General features: G+C 66.7%; 13 protein-coding genes. 5 read left to right on the top strand and 8 right to left on the bottom strand.

From position 1 onward, the window contains the following. Positions 1-144 precede the first annotated feature (144 nt). The 5 genes from ACWDPV_RS08620 to ACWDPV_RS08600 all read left to right on the top strand — a co-directional run bounded on the left by ACWDPV_RS08620 (position 145) and on the right by ACWDPV_RS08600 (position 3,797). Entirely contained in the window at positions 145-690 is a 546-nt protein-coding gene (locus tag ACWDPV_RS08620; protein WP_449742588.1) for a Dps family protein, read from the top strand. Positions 691-712: 22 nt separating this feature from the next. Further along, positions 713-961: a hypothetical protein gene (locus tag ACWDPV_RS08615; RefSeq protein WP_449742587.1), complete on the top strand. Its 249-nt coding sequence runs from the start codon at positions 713-715 to the stop codon at positions 959-961. Positions 962-1,080: 119 nt separating this feature from the next. Further along, on the top strand, positions 1,081-2,289 hold the full coding sequence (locus ACWDPV_RS08610; RefSeq protein ID WP_449742586.1) for a DICT sensory domain-containing protein: 1,209 nt from the start codon (positions 1,081-1,083) through the stop codon (positions 2,287-2,289). Positions 2,290-2,402: 113 nt separating this feature from the next. Next, positions 2,403-3,161: a VIT1/CCC1 transporter family protein gene (locus ACWDPV_RS08605; RefSeq protein ID WP_348807274.1), complete on the top strand. Its 759-nt coding sequence runs from the start codon at positions 2,403-2,405 to the stop codon at positions 3,159-3,161. Positions 3,162-3,494: 333 nt separating this feature from the next. Continuing rightward, positions 3,495-3,797 carry a hypothetical protein gene (locus tag ACWDPV_RS08600; protein WP_449742585.1) on the top strand — a complete coding sequence of 101 codons (303 nt, stop codon included), beginning with the start codon at positions 3,495-3,497 and terminating at the stop codon, positions 3,795-3,797. Positions 3,798-3,899: 102 nt separating this feature from the next. Here the strand turns inward: ACWDPV_RS08600 and ACWDPV_RS08595 are convergent, their stop codons facing one another. From ACWDPV_RS08595 to ACWDPV_RS08560, 8 genes are all read right to left on the bottom strand, one after another. Beyond that, on the bottom strand, positions 3,900-5,447 hold the full coding sequence (locus tag ACWDPV_RS08595; RefSeq protein ID WP_348807283.1) for an acyl-CoA carboxylase subunit beta: 1,548 nt from the start codon (positions 5,445-5,447) through the stop codon (positions 3,900-3,902). Between the two features lie 19 nt (positions 5,448-5,466). After that, positions 5,467-10,785: a polyketide synthase Pks13 gene (gene pks13 / locus ACWDPV_RS08590; RefSeq protein ID WP_449742584.1), complete on the bottom strand. Its 5,319-nt coding sequence runs from the start codon at positions 10,783-10,785 to the stop codon at positions 5,467-5,469. A 268-nt stretch (positions 10,786-11,053) separates the two neighbouring features. Beyond that, a complete protein-coding gene (gene fadD32 / locus ACWDPV_RS08585; RefSeq protein WP_348807285.1) occupies positions 11,054-12,976 on the bottom strand; it encodes a long-chain-fatty-acid--AMP ligase FadD32 in 1,923 nt (640 codons plus the stop codon). A gap of 319 nt (positions 12,977-13,295) precedes the next feature. Beyond that, complete coding sequence (locus ACWDPV_RS08580; RefSeq protein ID WP_449742583.1) at positions 13,296-14,303, bottom strand: LLM class F420-dependent oxidoreductase; 1,008 nt, start codon at positions 14,301-14,303, stop codon at positions 13,296-13,298. Between the two features lie 284 nt (positions 14,304-14,587). Further along, on the bottom strand, positions 14,588-15,601 hold the full coding sequence (locus ACWDPV_RS08575; protein ID WP_449742582.1) for a cutinase family protein: 1,014 nt from the start codon (positions 15,599-15,601) through the stop codon (positions 14,588-14,590). 37 nt (positions 15,602-15,638) lie between these two features. Continuing rightward, complete coding sequence (locus ACWDPV_RS08570) at positions 15,639-16,181, bottom strand: DUF732 domain-containing protein (protein ID WP_348807288.1); 543 nt, start codon at positions 16,179-16,181, stop codon at positions 15,639-15,641. Positions 16,182-16,451: 270 nt separating this feature from the next. After that, entirely contained in the window at positions 16,452-17,924 is a 1,473-nt protein-coding gene (locus tag ACWDPV_RS08565; protein WP_449742581.1) for an alpha/beta hydrolase-fold protein, read from the bottom strand. Between the two features lie 289 nt (positions 17,925-18,213). After that, positions 18,214-19,242, bottom strand: a complete 1,029-nt coding sequence (locus ACWDPV_RS08560) for an alpha/beta hydrolase (protein ID WP_449742580.1) — start codon at positions 19,240-19,242, stop codon at positions 18,214-18,216. Between the last annotated feature and the right edge of the window lie 152 nt (positions 19,243-19,394).

The raw sequence follows: 19,394 nt of genomic DNA, 5'->3' as shown, positions 1-19,394 counted from the left end.
CGTTGGTGACGGCAAATGCTGTCACCGCGAGACGGGATCGCTTGCGCGCTTGCGTCGTGACCATACCGTGATCATCCGTCTCGGTTGCGTTGCGCAGCGCCGCCGAGGGTGTGCGGCGGTCGGCGGCACTCGTAGCGTGGGGTCATGACCACATTCACCGCTCCCGGACTTGACTCCGACGCCGCATCGACGGTCACCACTCTGCTGCAAGAGCGTCTGTCGGCGCTCAATGACCTGCACCTCACCCTCAAGCATGTGCACTGGAATGTGGTGGGCGCCAATTTCATCGGCGTGCACGAGATGATCGACCCGCAGGTCGAACTGGTCCGCGGATATGCCGACACCATCGCCGAACGCATCGCCACCCTCGGCGCGTCGCCACGTGGCACCGCCAAGGCCATCGAGGTCGACCGCTCCTGGGATGACTACTCGATCGGTCGGGACACAGCGCAGGCGCACCTCGGCGCGCTCGATGTGGTGTACGACGGCTTCATCACCTCCCATCGTGACGCCATCACAAAGACCGGTGATCTCGACCCGATCACCGAGGACATCCTCATCGGGCAGACCGCCGAACTGGAGAAGTTCCAGTGGTTCGTGCGGGCGCATCTGGAGAGCTACACCGGCGAACTCGCCACCGCGGGCCAGACCACCGAGAGCGGCGCCGCAGCAGCCGCACGTAACGGCTGATCTCTGACACGACGTCGGACGCATGTCACCCGAACCCGCTGTTCCGAACCACACCGCCGCCGGTGGTGCCGAGGTCGATCCGATTCCGGCGCCACCGGATCCCGCGGACCGCGGTGTCCGGGTGCTGTGGATCGCCGCCATAGTCGCCGTCATTCTCTGGGTTTTCGTCATGGCCGTCGGCTTCACCGGGTCGGTGACGGTCGCTGCCGCCCTCATCGCATTTCTTGTTACCCTGGCCGTAGGCGCCATGTTTGCCCTGTCACGGTTATGAGCCACCTCATGTGACGTTCACAAGAGGATGTGAAACAGCTGCATCCATCCGGTTGCGCCTCGACGCGCCAAGGAAAGGCCGATGGACGTGGTTCTGCGATGACCCCTGATTCTGCACAGATGCCAGTCGGGAGTGGATTCACTCTCTTCGATGACCTGGAGCTCCACATGCAATTCGCGCCGGTGTGCCGGTTGAGCGACGGCGCCGTTGCGGCGGTCGAACTCACCCTGCGCGGCCCGACAGGCACACGGGTCGGCACCTCCCGCGCCCTGCGTCGGGCGGCCCGGCTGATGGATCAGCACCGCGTCCTCGACAACCGCAAACGCGAGTTCGCGACCTCCCCGCAGGCACAGTCCCTGGCCAAGATTCTGCCGCTGCTCGTCCACCTCGACCTCGAACTCGTCGACGGCCTTGACGACGACACTCTCGACGTTCTGGAGCGACACGTCATGGTCGTGCTTCCCGACGCCGTCGAACGCAGCCCGCAGCGCACCCTCGCGCGGGTCGCCCGGGCCCGCAGCAAGGGACGGGTGATCTGTGTCGACGGCCTGACCACCAGCGATCAGGCAGCGACCCTGCTGTCGCTCATCGAACCCGACATCATCGTCACCGGGCCCGAGCTACTTGCCGCCGACGCCAATCCGGACGGCGCGCGGATCGCACACACCTTGGCCGCCCACATCGAACGCACGCATGCGGTGGTCGTCGCCGACGGCGTCGACGACGAGGCCAAGCGGATCACCGCGATGACGATGGGCGCGTCCTACGGCACCGGCAGCCTGTATCCCGCCGTCGAGTCGCCGTCGGTGTTCGGAACGGCGACCATCGTTCCGCTGCCGGATCTGCCGGTGTGGTCGACACCGGCACCGGACGGCGCCACCCCGTACGCCATCGCGTCGGCCCTGCACGTCCCGCGCCGCGGCAGCAAACGGTTGCTGATCGAGATGAGCAAGGCGTTGGAAGAACAGGCCGCCGCCGGTGGGGCGGCCATCGTGCTCGGCACCTTCCAGCACGCCCGGCACTTCACCGACCGAACCGCGGCACGATGGCGGTCGATGTCGATGCGCACCGGACTGGCCGGCGTCTACGGGGTCGACCTCGTCGACATCCGCGACGGCAACGTGCACCGCGCACCGCTGGCACCCGACGACGACCTCGTCGAGGAATGGAATGTCGCGGTGCTGGGGCCTCATTTCGCCGCTCTGCTGTCGGCGCGCGATCAGCATTGCGGATCGGCGGACCTCGACCGCACCTTCGATTTCGTGCAGAGCTACGACCGGGTGACGGTCACCCAGGCGGTGCACTCCATCCTGCAGCGGTTCGCGTGAGTGCGGTCGCCATGGATTCGCCCATCCGAGACACACGAAAATCGCGGCAAAACTGCAGCTAGGTTCGGCTTTCCTGACTTGCGGCTCCCGACAATTCGGGCTTGAGTTGAGTCATGCGCAACGTCGAGGACACTGCTGCCGAGCATGACGATGCCGATCCGCCGCATCAGCATCCGGGTGAACCCCACGCCGGCGGCTCACTGAAGAATCGTCTCAACTGGCTACGTGCCGGTGTGCTCGGCGCCAACGACGGCATCGTCTCCACCGCGGGCATCGTCGTCGGTGTCGCCGCCGCCACCACCGAGCGCGGTCCGGTGTTCACCGCCGGTCTCGCGGGCCTCTGCGCCGGCGCCGTGTCGATGGCACTCGGCGAGTACGTGTCGGTGAGCACCCAACGCGACACCGAACAGGCACTCCTGGCCAAGGAAACCCGCGAACTCCGTGAGGAACCCGAGGCCGAGTTCGAGGAACTGGTGGGCTTGTACGAGGCCAAGGGCCTCAGCCACGACACCGCCTGCCGTGTGGCGACCGAACTGACCGACCGTGATGCGTTCGAGGCCCACGCCGACATCGAACTCGGCATCGACCCCCACGAACTCACCAACCCGTGGATGGCCGCGGTGTCCTCTGCGGTGTCGTTCCTGTCCGGCGCCCTGCTGCCGATGCTGGCGATCCTGTTGCCGCCAATCAATGTTCGGGTGCCGATCACCTTCGCAGCGGTGATCGTCGCCCTGGCCTTGACCGGCTACGTCGGCGCCGTCCTCGGCGGCTCATCGCCGTGGCGGCCGATGTGCCGGGTCGTCGTCGGAGGCGCCATCGCGATGATCGTGACGTTCGCGATCGGAAAAGCACTCGGCACCGCAGTGGGCTAGGAAGACCCGACGCGGGTCGCTGCGATCTCGGTGAGGACCGCACCGTCCATCTCGGTGGGAATGATCCGGGTCAACTCGCTGAAGTGGACTGCCGCAATCGCGTTCGATCTTCGCGCCACGCGGGGTGTTGTCCGCCGGGTGTTGTATCTGTCGCCGGCCGCGGCGCGATCTTGCCGGCAGAACGATTTCGCCGGGTCGGAGCCAGTCAGCCGCCGCGTTGAGCTCCGTCGAAACGACACCCGTGTCCGCCGGGCCGAGCTTGTCGAGGTCGAGACCCGGTGAGACAAGGCTGAAAACCTAACCACTCCAATCCCATCGGGCCATGCTCAGCCTGTGGTCAGAAAGTACTCACCCGGCACCACGGTCACCCGCTACTGCGCGTCGAGCGTGCAGGCGGCACGGGTGGCCATGCATGCGATCCAAGCAGGCGAAGGCGGCGCATTCGTCGTCGCCGGCCCGTGGATCGATCCCTGCGGACGTAACGAACTGCCCGACGTCTATATCGCGATGGGCCAGACCGCGAAGAATGTCACCCAGGTCTCGATGAGCTGCTCGCGCAAAGCGATTACCGACGGGTGTCCGGCGAGGGCTGGAAGCACATCGACAAGGCCGAACGCGACGCCGGCAAGCCGCTGAAGCGTTGGCGACGCAAGATCGTCGACACCGCCGAACTACTCGACTGCGCGAGTCCGGTGAGCACTCCGGGGTGATCGCTCCGGGGTGATCGCTCCCGGGCGATCAGATGGGCATCAGGAAGTGCTTGCGGTCGGTGCGGAGCATCTGCTTGTCACGCAACTGCGCCAACGCCTTTCGCAACTGCAGCCGGGTCTCGGCGGGCTCGATGACCGCGTCGATGTAACCGCGTTCGGCAGCCAGATACGGCGTGGCCATCATCGTGTTGTAGAAGTCGATGAAGTCGCGGCGCACCTTGTCGGCGTCGTGCGCACTCATCCCCTCGGTCTGCCGTCGGGTCAGCACCGCCGCGGCCGACTCGGCACCCATCACCGCGATCTTCGCCGACGGCCACGCGAAGTTGATGTCGGCGCCGAGTTGCTTGGATCCCATCACCGCATACGCGCCGCCGTAGGCCTTGCGCAGGACCACGGTGATCTTCGGGACGTCGGCCTCGACGTAGGCGTAGAGGAATCGGCCGGACCGCCGGATCGTCGCCTTCTGCTCCTCCACCAGGCCCGGCAGGATGCCGGGGGTGTCGACGAGGAAGATCAGCGGGATCCCGAAGGCGTTGCAGATCCGCACGAATCGCGCGGCCTTCTCCGACGAATCGGTGTCCAGGGTCCCGGCCATCACACTCGGCTGGTTGGCCACCACACCCACCGACTGGCCGTCCACCCGGGCGTACCCGGTGATGATGTTGGGCGCGAACAACTCTCCGACCTCGAGGAAGGCGCCGTCGTCGAAGAGTTTGATGATGATGTCGTGCATGTCGTAGCCCGCGTTGTCGTAATCGGGCATGAACTCATTGAGGGAGAGATCGCTGGCGGTGATCTCCGGCTCGAGGCCCGGGTTGATCACCGGCGGGCGCTCGTAGCAACTCGACGGCATGTACTGCAGGTAGTCCCGCACCCACTCGAAGGCGGCCTTCTCGTCGGCGGCGACGTGGTGGATGTTGCCCCACCGCGCCTGATTGTGCGCACTGCCGAGGTCCTCGGCCGAGATCTCTTCTCCGGTGGTCTGTTTGATGATGTCCGGCCCGGTGACGAACATGTAGGACTTGTCCTCGACGGCCACCAGGATGTCGGTGTTGGCCGGGGTGTACACGGCACCGCCCGCGCACTTGCCGAGGATCACCGAGATCTGCGGCGCCAGACCGGACAGCAGATCGTTACGCCGGCCCATCTCCGCGTACCAGGCCAGTGACGTCACCGCGTCCTGGATGCGCGCACCGGCCGAGTCGTTGATGCCGACCATGGGGCAGCCGATCCGCCCGGCCCACTCCATCAGCGCGGCGACCTTGCGGCCGAACATCTCACCGACGGTGCCGCCGAGGACGGACTGATCGTGGGAGAACGCGGCGACCGGACGGCCGTGGACCAAGCCGTGGCCGGTGACGACGCCGTCGCCGTAACCGGTCTCCGCCGCACCCGGCATCTTGGCCAGCGCACCGATCTCGACGAAGGTCCCAGGGTCGAACAGCATCGCCAAACGCTCACGGGGTGAGAAAATCCCCTTCTTGGCTCGCTTGGCGATCGCCTTCTCGCCGGCCGGTTCCTTCGCCAGTTCGAGCTTGGCCCGAAGGTCGGCGAGTTTCGCTGCGGTCGTCTCCACGGTCTACTCCTAGCCGTTGTCAGTGGGTGCTGGGCGCCGGAACGTCGCTCAGGCGGCGGGTCAGGTCGGCACCGATCTTGCCGATGAACGGTTCGTCGACGATCGAGAGGTGATCGCCACCGATGTGGATGATCTCCAGATCGTCGACGACCTCACCCCAGCGGCCGTCCTCGTCGATCTCGGCCCATTGCGGCTCGAGCTCGATGGCGCCGTCGTGCATCCGGTCGGCGCGGTAGAGCACCACCTTGCCGTCGTAGCGGGTCGGCCGGATGTTCGTGAGCGCACGATTGTCGATGAACGAGGTGCGCTGATGCTCGATGATCCCGCCGGGGATCTTGGTGCCCGACATCGACATCATCTCCATGATGATCGCGAACTGCCCCTCGTCGTCGGCCTCGACCAGCCGATCCATCGGGATCGGGATGTCGGCGTCGAGATCGTAGTTGCGGATCGCGAACTCCTTCCATCGTTCCAGCCGTTGACGTTTGGTGTCCGGGGTCTCCGCCACGTCGTGGCGCGGCCGGACGACGTCGATCAGGCCGACGAACGCGACGTCCTCACCCTCCTCGGCGAGCACCTGCGCGCAGCCGTAGGCTAGAGCACCGCCGAGGGACCAGCCGATCAGCACGTACGGGCCGTGCGGCTGCACCTCGCGCAGGCGTGGCATGTATTGGCGCACACGCTCTTCGATGCTGCCCTCGACGCGGTCGAAACCGATCACCGGCTGATCGTCGGGCAGCCGCTTCAGCAGCGCCTCATACGCCGAGGTGTTGCCGCCGGCGGGATGGAACAGCAACGCCGGCACCGGATCTCCGGCGCTCGGGTCGTAGCTTTTCTTGCCCGCCGGCGTCAGCCGCAGGTATCGGATGAAGCCGTCGGTGTCGGCGGCGGCGTCGAGGAACTCGCGAACGTAGTTCGACATCTCCTCGATCGTCTCCGAGTCGAGGATGTCCTCGACGTCGATATCGCCACCGGTGCGCTCGTTGAGCTTGTCGGTGAGTGCTTGTGCCACTTCCTCTTCCAGCACCGGCAGCTTGTTGAAGATGCCGCCCGCGGACCGCTTGGTGATCACCGCGTACACCCCGAAGGTCAGACGCTCGGCCGCGTCACGCGGCGGGACGTCGGAGCCCGCGGCGTCGGCCACGGCCTTCTGATCGGTGAGATCGGGGGCAGGTGAAGGTGCGGCCTCCACTGCGGGGGGTTCAGCCGAAGGGGAAGCTGTGGCCTCCACGGCGGGGGGTTCAGCCGCGGGGGAAGGTGCTGCAGTGGGGGCGGCGGCACGCTTGGCGTTTTGCTCGTCGATGTAGGCGTTGAGCGCGGCGGTGTCGAGTTCGCCTCCGCCGCCGGCATTCTCGGCCAGCGAGTCGAGTTCGTCACGGTGGGCGACCGCGTACTCGACGAACTTGGTGACGTCGGCGAGGTTGGCCTGACGCATCGCCTGCAGCTGCAGTTGCGGGATGTCGAACTCGAACTCGACGCGGTTCTTGATGCGCACCGCCATCAGCGAATCCAGCCCGAGTTCGATGAGCGGGATCTCGCGCGGCAGGTCTTCGGGGTCATACCCCATCGACTCACCGACGATGATCGCGAGCCGATCCTCCACCGACTCGCCCGATGCCGGGTCCCAGCGGTTGCCGATGTCGTCGATCACCTCGTCCTCGACGACCACCGAGGTGTCGGTATAACCGATCTTGTCCGGATCGACCTTCGCCGGAGCGCCGTCAGTGACATTCTGGGCGGCGTCAACGAGATTCTGGGTGCCGTCAACGGAATTCGGAGCGCCGTCGGCGAGGTCGCCGGTCACCGCGGCCTCGAAGAGCAGCCGGAAGTTCTTGTCGGCCGTGTTCTTGTCGTCCCGGGCATGCACCGTCACCGACGCGCCACCCGGGTGCGGGCTCAGCGTCGTCGTCAGGGTGCCCGCCGACGGCAGCTCGCCATGGGCGAGGGCCGCACCGACCGTGGCGCCGGAGAGGACCTGAGCGGCCGCCGCCCGCACCAGCTCACGCGGGTCGGTGACGGCGGCGGCGTTGACCTCCCAGGCATGCCGACCGTCCGGCAGCGCCACGTGGGCGCCGGGAACCTTGCCGACACCGGAACCCGACGACAGCGAGGCGGAGAGCCAGTATTCCTTGCGCTCGAAGCGGGTTCGCGGGATGTCGGCGAAATCGCCTGCGCCGAACAGTGATCCGACGTTCACCGGATGTCCGTGCACGTAGAGCTTCATCAAGGCGTTGATGAGCCCGTAGCTCTCGTCCTCCTTGCGGCGCAACGTCTCGATCAGTTCCGCGTCGTGCAGACCCGACGAGAAGGTCACCGCGGCAACGGAGATGAGGACGGTCGGGTTGGGTGAGAGTTCCAGGAAGGTGCGGTGCCCGTTCTCCACCGACTTCGAGATGGCCTGGGAGAACCACACGCTGTGGCGTAGGCCCTTGAGGAAGTAGTCGATGGTGTGCACCGGCTCATGCCCGGGTCGGTAGAAGGTCTCCCGATCCACCGAACTGTAGAAGCCGACGGTGGGCCGTAGCGGCTCGATTCCGGTGAGCTCGTAGGACAATTCGCCGAGCAGCGGGTCCATCTGCGAGGTGTGGCTGGCGCCCTTGGTCTGGAGTTTGCGACCCAGCTTGCCCTCGGCCTCGGCGCGCGCGACGATCGCGTCGACCTGCGATTCCGGCCCGCCGATGACGGTATGCGTCGGTGCCGCGTACACACAGATCTCCAGATCCGGGTAGTCGGTGAGCACACCGGTGATGTCGTCGGCGGAGTACTCGACCAGCGCCATCAGGCGGATGTCGTCGCCCTGGAGCATCGACTCACCCTCACCCATCAGGCGCGAACGCTGGCAGATGACGCGGGTGGCGTCCGCCAGCGACAGTCCGCCGCTGATGTAGGCGGCGGATGCCTCACCCATCGAATGGGGCACCAGCACACCGGGTTCGGCGCCGAAGTGACGCAGCGTGTCGGCCAGGGCCACCTGGATGGTGTAGATGCCGACCTGGCTGGTCTCGATGCCGTAGGTCTGTGCGTCGTCGAGGAACATCTCGACGATCGAGTAGCCGAGTTCCTGCTGCACGAAGGCGTCGACCCGGTCAGCATACTTGGCGAACACCGGATTCTCGGTGTAGAGCTGCTTGGCCATCTTGCGATGCTGCGATCCGAAACCGGAGAGCAACCAGACCGCCGACGCCGCATCCGGTGAATCCACCGAATACACAGTCGGATTGGCCTTGCCCTCGGCGACCGCGCGAACACCCTTGATCGCGTCGTCGTGGCTGCGGGCCATCACCACCGCACGGGACCGCCCGTGGTTGCGGTGTGCCAGCGCGCGGCCGATGTCGGCGAGCGGAGTCGCCTGTCCCGCATCGGATTCCAGCCATGACAGGAGGTCGGCGGCGGCCTTGCGGCGACGCGACGGCAGGAATGCCGAGATCACCAGCGGCACCACCGAGCCCTCGGCCGCGGCCGGTGCGAACCCCTCGGCGGGATCGGATTCGGCGACGGCGGCAGGCGCCTCGGCGGCCGGGTTTTGCGCGGCGAGGACCGCACGCTCGGCCTCGGTGAGGAATTCGTCGTCGTCATCGTCGTCGGCCACGGGGGTCTCGGCGGCCGCCGCGTCGAGCGCGGGGATGTCGACGTCGCCGCGGGTCAGATCACCCGGCAGCACCTCACGCACGATGACATGCGCATTGGTGCCACCGAATCCGAAGCCGGAGACGCCGGCGATGGCGTGCCCGGAGTACCGCGGCCATTCGGTGACCTCGGGGGTCACCTTGAGTCCGGTCGCCTCGAACTGGATGTACGGGTTGGGGCCCGCGTAGTTGAGGGATGCGGGAATCGTGTTGTGCTGCAACGACAGCACCACCTTGGCCAGTGCGCCGGCACCGGCCGCCGATTCCATGTGACCGAAGTTGGTCTTGGCCGACCCGAGCAGAGCGGGCGCACCGACCACGCGGCCACGGCCGACCACGCGGCCGAGGGCGTCGGCCTCGATGGGGTCACCGAGGATGGTGCCGGTGCCGTGGGCCTCGATGTAGTCGACCTGACGCGGGTCGAGCGCGGCGTCGACGTAGGCCGATCGCAGCACCTCCACCTGCGCTTCGGGATTGGGGGCGAAGATGCCGTTGGAGCGGCCGTCGGAGTTGACCGCGGAACCGGACACGACGGCCAGCACCTGATCACCGTCGCGGCGGGCGTCGGCGAGGCGTTTGAGGACGAACATGCCGCCACCCTCGGAACGCACCATGCCGTCGGCGTCAGAGGAGAAGGCCTTGATGTGACCGTCCTTGGCGACCGCGCCGATGGTGTCGAAGCCGACGGTCGCGGCGGGGGTGAGGATCATGTTGACGCCACCGGCCAGCGCGACGTCGGATTCGCCGGAGCGCAGGCTGCGGACGGCCTGATGCACGGCGACCAACGACGAGGAGCACGCGGTGTCGATGGCCACCGACGGGCCGTGGAAGTCGAAGAAGTAGGAGACGCGGTTGGCGATGATCGAGGTCGCGGTGCCGGTCAGGGCGTAGGCGGCGGTCTCGTCGGAACCCTCGCCGAGGCCGAGGGCGGCCATCAGCTGGTAGTCGTTGGTGGAGGTGCCGACGAAGACGCCGACCTGCCCGCCCTTGAGATCGCTGGCCGGGATGTGGGCGTGCTCGAGCGCCTCCCAGGTCAGTTCCATCGCGAGGCGCTGCTGCGGGTCGACCATCTCGACCTCACGCGGACTCATCTGGAAGAAGTCGGCGTCGAAGGACTTCACGTCGTCGAGGTAGCCGCCGCGCAGGTTGCGCTTGGCGAGCACCTCGGCCATCTGCGGATCGGAACGGAATTCCGTCCACCGGTCCTCGGGCAGGTCCGAGATGCCGTCACGGCCGGTGATCAGTGCGTCCCACGTCGAGTCCGGGGTGTCGCCGGCCTTCGGGAATCGTGTCGACAGGCCCACGATGGCGATGTCGTCGGCGTCGTCGCGGTCGCGTTCCCAGAAGCGGTCGGCGTCGACGTCGACATCCTCGTCGGGATCGCCCTCGATGATGCGTTTGGCCAGCATCGCGATGGTCGGATGGTTGTAGGCGACGGTCGCGGTGAGGATGACGCCGGTCTTGTCCTCGACGTCGGCGGCCAGGGCCACCGCATCGCGTGAGGACAGGCCGAGCTCTTCCATCGGCCGGTCGTCGTTGATCTGGTCGGCGGGGACACCGGTCGCCTCCGACACCCAGTTCCGCAGCCAGTCGCGCAGTTCGCCGACGGTCAGGCCACCGGCGGTCTCGCCGTCGGGGGAAGCGGGAGCCGCGGCACCCTCGTTGACGGTGTCGTCGGACCCAGTGTTGGCGTCGTTATGCAGTTCAGACATCAGTACCCAAAATACTCATCAGTGGGCCGGTACTGGACCGGCCCTGCGGAAATGGAGTGGCGCACCGCTACCACCAGGTGTTCGGGCCGCGCCGCGATGCAGGAGGAAGAGCGAGGAGCGAAGCCGTCGGGTTGAGTGGCGCCTCCGGGCCCGAACACTCGCGGACGCGGAGCGGACGCCACATCTTCGCGGCGTCGTCTTCGACGACGAGCGGTGCTCAAGGGCGCAAACACCCGCGCCGCCGGAAGCGGCGCCAGTCAGCACGCCGCTAAGCGCCCGCATCCGGGAAAGCTGTTTGCTTGTACCCACCCCGCAGGCTGCCGTCGATGTAGGCGGCCTTGGTGGCGCGCCGGGCGATCTTGCCGCTGGAGGTGCGGGGGATGGAGCCGGCGGGCACGAGGAGGATGTCGCGGGCCATGACGCCGTGGCGCTGTGCGATGGCGGCGCGGACGGTGTCGGCGATCTCCTGCGGGTCGGTCTTCTTGCCCGGTCCGCGCTCGGCGACGATGACGAGTTGTTCGGAGGCGTCGTCGGGGTCGAAGCTCAGACCGCTGGTCGACTGTTCGAAGACGACGGCGGGGAGTTGGTTGGCCGGGACCGCGAAGGCGGCGACGAAACCGGGGCGCAGCGCGGTGCTGGCCTCTTGGGCGCTGAACTCGATGTCCTGCGGGTAGTGGTTGCGGCCGTCGACGATGACGAGGTCCTTGACGCGGCCGGTGATGTAGAGCTCACCTTCGAACCAGACGCCGTAGTCGCCGGTGCGCATCCATTCGGCGCCCTCGGGTGCCCCGTCGGTGTGGCTGCCCTGGGGCAGCGGCACGTCGATCGTGTTGTGGAAGGTTCGCTGGGATTCGGTGGGCTTGTTCCAGTAGCCGGCGCCGATATTGAGTCCGTGCAGCCAGATCTCGCCGACCTGGCCGTCGGCCTTCTCGGTGGCGGTGCCGGTCTCGTCGTAGTCGGCGGCGTCGACGATGGCGGCCCACTGGCTCAGGGCGACCTGGCCGCAGGACACCTGTGCGACGGCACTGGGGGCGTCGGAGTCGATGATCTTCATTCGTCCGGCGCTGAGTTCGTCGCGGTCGACGTAGATGATCTTGGCCTCGTTGTCGCGCTGAGTGGCGGAGACGAACAGGGTGGCCTCGGCCATGCCGTAGCAGGGTTTGATCGCGGTCTTCGGCAGGCCGTAGGGACCAAAGGCGTCGTTGAACTTCTTCATCGAGCCGACCGTGACCGGCTCGGAACCGTTGATGAGTCCGATCACGTTGGACAGGTCGAGGGTCTCGCCGGGCTTGGGCAGTCCGCGTGCGGCGGCGTGCTCGTAGGCGAAGTTCGGTGCGGCGGCGTAGGTGGGGGCGTTGTCGTCGTCGGCGGCGAGTTCACGGATCCAGCGGCCGGGGCGGCGCACGAAGGCCTGCGGGCTCATGATCGTGATGTATTTTCCGCCGAGCGCGGGCAGGATCACCGTCAGCAGTCCCATGTCGTGGAACATCGGCAGCCAGGTGACGCCGCGGGCGTTGCGGTCGATCTCGATGCAGTCGTAGATCTGCAGAACGTTGGCGGCGACGGCCTGGTAGGTGATCTCCACGCCGGCCGGTACGCGGGTGGAGCCGGAGGTGTACTGCAGGTAGGCGACGGTGTCCTTGTTGTGGTCCTTGCCGGCGACGGGGGCGACCCAGCCGGAGCCGACGGAGTCGGGGACCGCGTCGACGGCGATGACACGAGGACGTTCCTTGGCGGGGCGGTCGGCGAAGAAGTTGCGGACCGCCTCGGCGGATTTGGTGGAGGTGAGGATGGCGGTCGGTTCGCAGTCGGCGAGGACCGCGGTCAGGCGGTCGGTGTGGCCGGGCTCATCGGGGCTGAACAGGGGTACGGCGACGTTGCTGGCGTAGAGCGCGGCGAAGAAGCCGATGACGTACTCCAACGACTGCGGGGCGAGAATGGCGACCCGGTCCCCGTGCTTGGTGACCTGCTGGAGTCGGGCGGCCACCGCGCGCAGTCGCTTGCCGAACTGTGCCCAGGTGAGGTCCTGACGCTCACCGTCACGTTCACGGCTGTAATCGATGAATCGGTACGCGAGGGTGTCGGCCGCGTCGCGGACGTTGCGCTCGACATAGTCGACGAGCGTCGCGTCCTCGGTGAAGTGCAGCTGACCGTTCTCGTCGAGGAACTGGTCGAATTCAGTGTTCAGCATCCATCTACTCCTGTGGCCCCCACGTCACTCCCCTGCCGGGCAGGTGAGTGCGTACCTTTCTCGTGGCACACCCCGCGGCGCCCACGAACAACGATGACGCTCGACTGCTCGGGCATCGGTGTTCGCATCGGTACTCATCTCGCGACTACCGCCTCACGGTAGTGCAGTCGCGTCTTCGGTTTCGCTTCGCGTGATCGTCATGTCCGCTTTTTGTGATCCTGCAGCCCGATCACGTGACTGCAGGCCCCTCACCTGGGCGGACACCACCGGGTTCACGCATATCCGGTGTCCGGGTGCGCCGCCAGACCGAGGTCACACATTACTCTCCCTTGAGGAGCGAGATCACCGGCGCGAACGCGTCCATCTGGGTCGGGAACACCCCGACGTACGACATCGACGTCCGGCGCCGGATCTCGCGGATCTGATCGGCGATCTCCTCGAAGGAGCCGATCGCGATGTACGGCGAGCTCAGCACATCGTCGACGGTGAACTCGGCGTCGCGGGCGATGTTCGGCGGATACCCCTGATCAAGCGCCTTGAGAGCCATCTCGGCGGTGGCCTGCCGATCATCGGTGATGACGATGACCGCGATGGTCCAATTGATCTCGATGTCGTCGAATCGGTCGCCGGCCGCCGCACGGATGCGGTCCACGCGCTCGGCGGTCTTCTCGATCGTCATGTCGGAGAGCTTCATCTTGCCGTCGGGTGTGGTGCCCGGCGCCACCGAGATGATGTCGGCGTGCTTGGCTGCCAGCGCGAGCATCTTGGGGCCGCCACCGCCGACGGCGATCGGCGGGCGCGGTCCCTGCCGGGGCCGCGGCGTGCCCTCGAGTCCCTTGATCTGATAGAACTCGCCGTCGAAGTCCACGGTCTCGCCGCGCATCAGCTTGTCGAGGATGGTCAGCGACTCGTCGAGACGCCGGATGCGTACGCCGGGCGATTCGAACGGGATACCCGCCTTGTCGAATTCCTCTTTCATCCAGCCTGCGCCGATGCCGAGTTCGAGGCGTCCCTTGCTCAGCACGTCGATCGTGTTGGCCTCCTTGGCCAGGATCGCCGGATTGCGGAAGCCGTTGGCCAGCACCGAGGTGGCGAGGCGGATACGGCTGGTGGCCTGACTGAGTGCACCCAGCGCGGCCAGCGGTCCGACCTGATTACCGAGGTGATCCGGTACCGCGAACGTGTCGTATCCGTACTCTTCGGCGGTTTGCGCGAGTTTGACGAACTTACGGGCGCCGCCCTCGTCCTTGTTGCCCTCGCCACCCGCGCCGAACCGGAACCTGCGCACAGTGCTCTGGCCCGGCCCGGCGGGCTCGACCTGGGTCATACGCGTCTCTCCTCGTGCCCGGCGGTACCTGCCCGGCGTCGTCGATGTTCCGGCGGAGGATCTCCCCCACTTTGGGGGACATCGCCGAACCAGCCCACAACGTTAATGCAGGCCCGTGAGCTCACCAAACGGTGCTTGGTTGCGATCGCTCCGCGAATCGCGCGTGCGTGCGCCCACCTGCACCGCTCGTCGTCGTCATCGCATCGTCGCTACGCTCCTCGCTCTTCCTCCTGCATCGCGGCGCGACGCACACACGGGCCTGTAGGCGGCGCTTGTTGCGCCCGTCAGTTGTGGGCCGGGCGGGGCGCCGCGTCGATCAGGTTCTGCGACCAGCCGAGCATCCACTGGGTGGCGGTGGCGCCGTCGTGGGACCAGTACCGCGGTGTCGCGTAGAGGGCGTGCACCGGGTTGTTCAATGCGCCGAGCAACTGGTTGACCGCGCCCAGCGGATTGGTGACGGTGGGCGCGTCACATATGAGATCGCCTGGCGCACAGATGGATACGACCTTGTCGCGAACGCTGCCGAATCCGCCGGTGCGTGGTCCGGTCATCGTGATTCCCGGTACGAGCGTACCCATTCCACTCAGCGAGATCTCGGCTCCGACGCCCGGCGGGCTCGGGGTGATGTCGCGCTGATCGCCGGGTTGCCGACGACCGTCGGCGATCAATCCGACGCCGAGGACGAGATCGGCATCCTCGGCGGGTAGCACCCCGCCCCGCCCGTTTCCGATCGCCGAGGCGAGATCACCGGAGATCACCGCACCCTGTGAGAAGCCCATGATCACGTAACGGGTCAGCGGGCAACGCTCGTGCGTGCTGATGATCTTGCCCGCGGCCCGCTTGAAGCCCTGGGTCCGCGAGTCGTTGTAGTCGGCCTGGTGGTCGTTGAGGTTGGTCGGGTTACGGAACTGCGCCACGTAGGGAACCGTGTACACCTCGGTCCGCGATTCGGGGAACTGCTCCTTGAGCGCCGAGGAGACGCGCAGCATCAACGATCGCGGATTGGCCGTGGGGTTGTCCGGGTCGTCATCGGCGGCCGACTCCCAGGTACCCGGCACCACCAGGGTCAACACGTCCGGACAGTCGGCAGACTGCGCCTCGGGGCGGGTGGACGGCGTCGACGGCGTGGTCGAGGTGCCCGGCGGTTGCGGCGCACCGCCACGCAGACCCTGCACCCACAGCACGACGAGAACGATGGCGATGATCGCGAGCAGGGCGACCGCTGCGAGCATCAGCGGCAGGATGCGTCGGCGGGCCGGGCGCGATCGGGCACGGCGAGATCGGCGGGCGGCGTTCACCGGTCAGGGTGTCCGCTCAGAAGCGGTGATCCCGCGCTCAACAGTAGTAATCCTCGGCGGCCTTGATCACCTTGTCGGCCTTGGCGTTGGCCTCCTGCGTGCTGTTGGTGCCGGGCGCCACCAGCGCCACCACATACCCCTTGGTGGTCACCGGATCGGTGTTCTTGCGTTGGGCCTCACACACCCAGATCGCGACGCTCAACGCGACGCCGTTGTCCTCGTCGCCGAGCAGGGTGACGTTCTGATCGCGCAGGGCCTGCAGATACCGCTTGGCCTTGGGATCGAGGGCCTGACCCGACGGTGCGACGAACGAACCCGACGCCGCCGCGGTGGTACGCGGTGCCGTGGCGGGCAGACTCGAACCAGCGGTGGTCGATGTCGCCGAATCGGGGGACGAGGAGTCGGCGGCGGCCGACGACGAGGGCGCACTGGACGACGCCGAGTACAGCGAGGTGGTGGTGACCGGGTTGCTGGTGATCGGGGCACTCGCGGTCGAATCATCCGAACACGCCGTCAGCGAGCCGAACGCCAACGCGGCGCCCATCATCATCAGGCCGAGCCTGAGGTACTTGGTCATCATCACTTCGTCATCGCTTCCACGTCTCGCGCCGTGAAAACAGCACGGCACAAACAACATCGGGCCAACGCTCACCGGTCGGTGTGCGGACCGCCAGCGCAAGGCTACCCAACACCTCCGACGAATCCGGCCGCGGGAACACGTGATCTGCGGAAAACCCATGGATTCCACAGAGAGCTCTCAGGCCCGGCACACTCCGATGTCCCCGGGATCACACGCGGGAGCCGCCCCACGTGGTGTGGAGCGGCTCCTGCGTGTTCATGTCGGGTTCGGTCACCGGGCGAGTACGGCACCTCCGCGCGGTGTCCAGTTGATCCGACCGTGCTCAAACGTCTGGAACTTGCCGCCGTCGCGCCAGTTCTGTTCGTCCCCGGTGGGCAGGCCGAGCTTGCCGCCCGGTCCGCCGGCACCCGCGTAGGCGCCGCCGATGGCCCCACCCACCACCTTCGGGCCCTTGGGTCCGGTGATGATGCGTCCGCCGGCGAAGTCCTGTGCCCGACCGCCTGGCACGGCGTACTCCGGCGTGAGGCAGGCACCGATCCGGGCGCGGTCGGCGACCTTCTTGAACGCGGCGCTGGGACGGCAGCTGACCTTGTCGCCGGACAGGCCGAGTGCGGCGGCGGCCTGCGGCCATGCCTGATGCATCTCGAACTCCCAGTACGGCCAGGTGTGGGTGCCCGATGCCCGGTAGACGGCCTGACCGGGAATCCCCAACTGGTTCAGCTTGATCGCGAACTGCTGCGAGGTGACCCGGGAGAGTAGTTCCAGGCCGACGCCGGAGTAGTTGGTGGCCAGCATCGGGATGTCCGACGGTGAGTCGTGCGGGCCGATCATTCCGTTCCCGGAGGAGATATAGAGGCTGGTGCCCTGGAGCTTGTCGGCCAGCAGGTAGGGATCGTGTTCCTTCCAGGCCGGATCGCTGGGCGGCCCGAACATCTTCATCGCGTCGTAGCCGCCACCGTCGCGCAGGGCGAACTGAATCGCCTGCGGCATGCCGTAGGACGTCATCTGAAGGATGCCGGAGAACGAACCGGCGAACTTGTAGAAACCGGGATTGCGGGCCGCGAGCATCATCGCCGCGGAGCCACCCATCGACAGCCCCTCGATCCCGCGGACGTCGGTCGACCGCCAGTCGCCCTCCAGGATCGGCGGGAGCTCATGGATGAGGAAGGTCTCCCACTTGTAGGTCTTGCCCTTGTCCGGCTGCTGCCAGTCGGTGTAGAAGCTGGATTCGCCACCGATCGGCAGGATGACGTTGACGTTCTTGTCCTGGTAGAAGTTCACGATGTCGGTGTTGATGATCCAGCCGCTCTGGTCATCCTGGGCACGCAGGCCGTCGAGCATCGTCAGTTGGGCGAACTTGGCCCGAGGATTGGCCCACCAGTCGCGGGCGAGCAGGATCTGCACCTGGATCTCGGTGTTCATCGCCGGCGAGAACACCCACAGGGCGACCCGGCGGTCGGTGTACCAGTACGTCTTGGTGACGCGGGCGGGTGCCGTCGCCGCGGGCGCTGCGGCCGGCGCGGGACTGGCCGCCGGGGCCGGAGATTCCGCCGGTGCCGGGGAGGCGGGTGACGGTGCCGGGGAGGTCGCCGGTGGCGCGGCCGGCGCGGGTGCCGGTGCGCCGTGTGCGGTTTGCTGCCCGATCAACGTCCACGCCGCTGCCACCACGGCGATCACCACCATCGTGATGATCATTCGGACGGGGTTGCGCCACCGTGGCCGCCCCGCACTCGCTGTTCGCATTCCCTTGAGCTCCTTCGCACCCCGACGACCCGTCGCCACGGGGGATTGTCCTCCCGAACACCACATGAGTCACAAAAATCTCACTGGTGTCATCTAGCCTCAGGTGTTTCTTACACGGTCATGCGCGTCGGGCGGGGACGCCACGCTGTGGCAGATGAGATTTTTGTGACTTCTGTGATCTAGGCGGACAGATGTAGCGTCCCGACCGGGTGACCGGCCGATGCGAAAACCCCGGCCGGAACCAGTGGTTCCGACCGGGGTCGGTAGAGCAGTTGCCGCGTCTAGCGGATCAGCGGAAGAAGCCCTGTGCGTAGGCGTTCCACACCATGTCCTGCCAGTAGCCCCAGGCATGGGTGCCGTTGGCGTAGTGACTCATCACCGGCAGACCGTTGATCAGTGCCAGCCCCTCGAAGGCCTTGGCCTGGGTGAAGGCGAGCACCTCGAGCGTCGAACCCTTGAAGAGGTCGTCGAACACGTTCGGCAGTGCGTTGTACCGACCGAACAGGCCGTTACCCGAGCCGACGAAGATCTTCATCCCGTGCATCCGGTTGATGAGCATCGACGGGTCGTTGTCGTACCAGCGCGGATCCCACGGCGGGCCCCACATCGCGTCGACGTTCCACGGCGCCGGTGCGACGTCGAGCATCGCGAGCCGGATCATCGTGTGCATGCCCGGGGCGCTCAGGAAGTTGTAGCCCGACAGCGAACCGGCGGCGTAGTAGAGGTCGGGGCGGTGCGCGGCCAGCGACAGTGCGGCGTTACCACCCGAGGAGATACCCATGATGGCGTACTTGCCGTTCTTGCCCTGGTAGCCACGCTTCTTCAGCGCCGGCACCAGACGATTCTGGATGACGCATTCCCACATGTAGCGGCGCTGCTGGCCGTTGAAGTTACTGGGGGCATTCCAGTTGGTGTAGAAGCTGGCCGGGCCGCCGATCGGCTCGACGACGTTGACGCCGCGCTTGACCAGTTCCTGGATGTTGGTGTTGATCTCCCAGCCGGAGAAGTCGTACTGGGCGCGCATGCCGTCGAGCATGATGACGGTGCGCGTGTTCTTGGGATTGAACCAGGTGCGGACGTTGACCCGGCCCGGTGCCATCGACTTGTTGCCGAACGCCCCGTTGGTCGGCATTCCGCATGCGTCGATGTCGAAGTTGTTCTGCTGGCCGGTGCCGTTGATCCGCGCATCCGCCTGACCGGAACCGGCAACCACTCCCACGAGTCCGGCCACCGTCAGCGCGGCGACCACGATCGCCACCAGCCGACTGCGGAGCCGGAACCCACCGGTCGCCTTCGGTTTCATCTCACCTGCACCCATCGACTGAAATCTCCCTCTGTCACCGGTGTCACGGACCCGTCAGATCGGTCCGCCCACGCCGGATTACAACGACGACATCCGGTTGACCCCCAACACCACATGTTCGTGCGATCGCTCGCACGGGACTTTCGGCAGCCTATGTGAGTTGCCGA

The organism is Gordonia sp. NPDC003504, from assembly GCF_053587995.1.
This window is presented reverse-complemented; position numbering and strand designations above follow the sequence as displayed.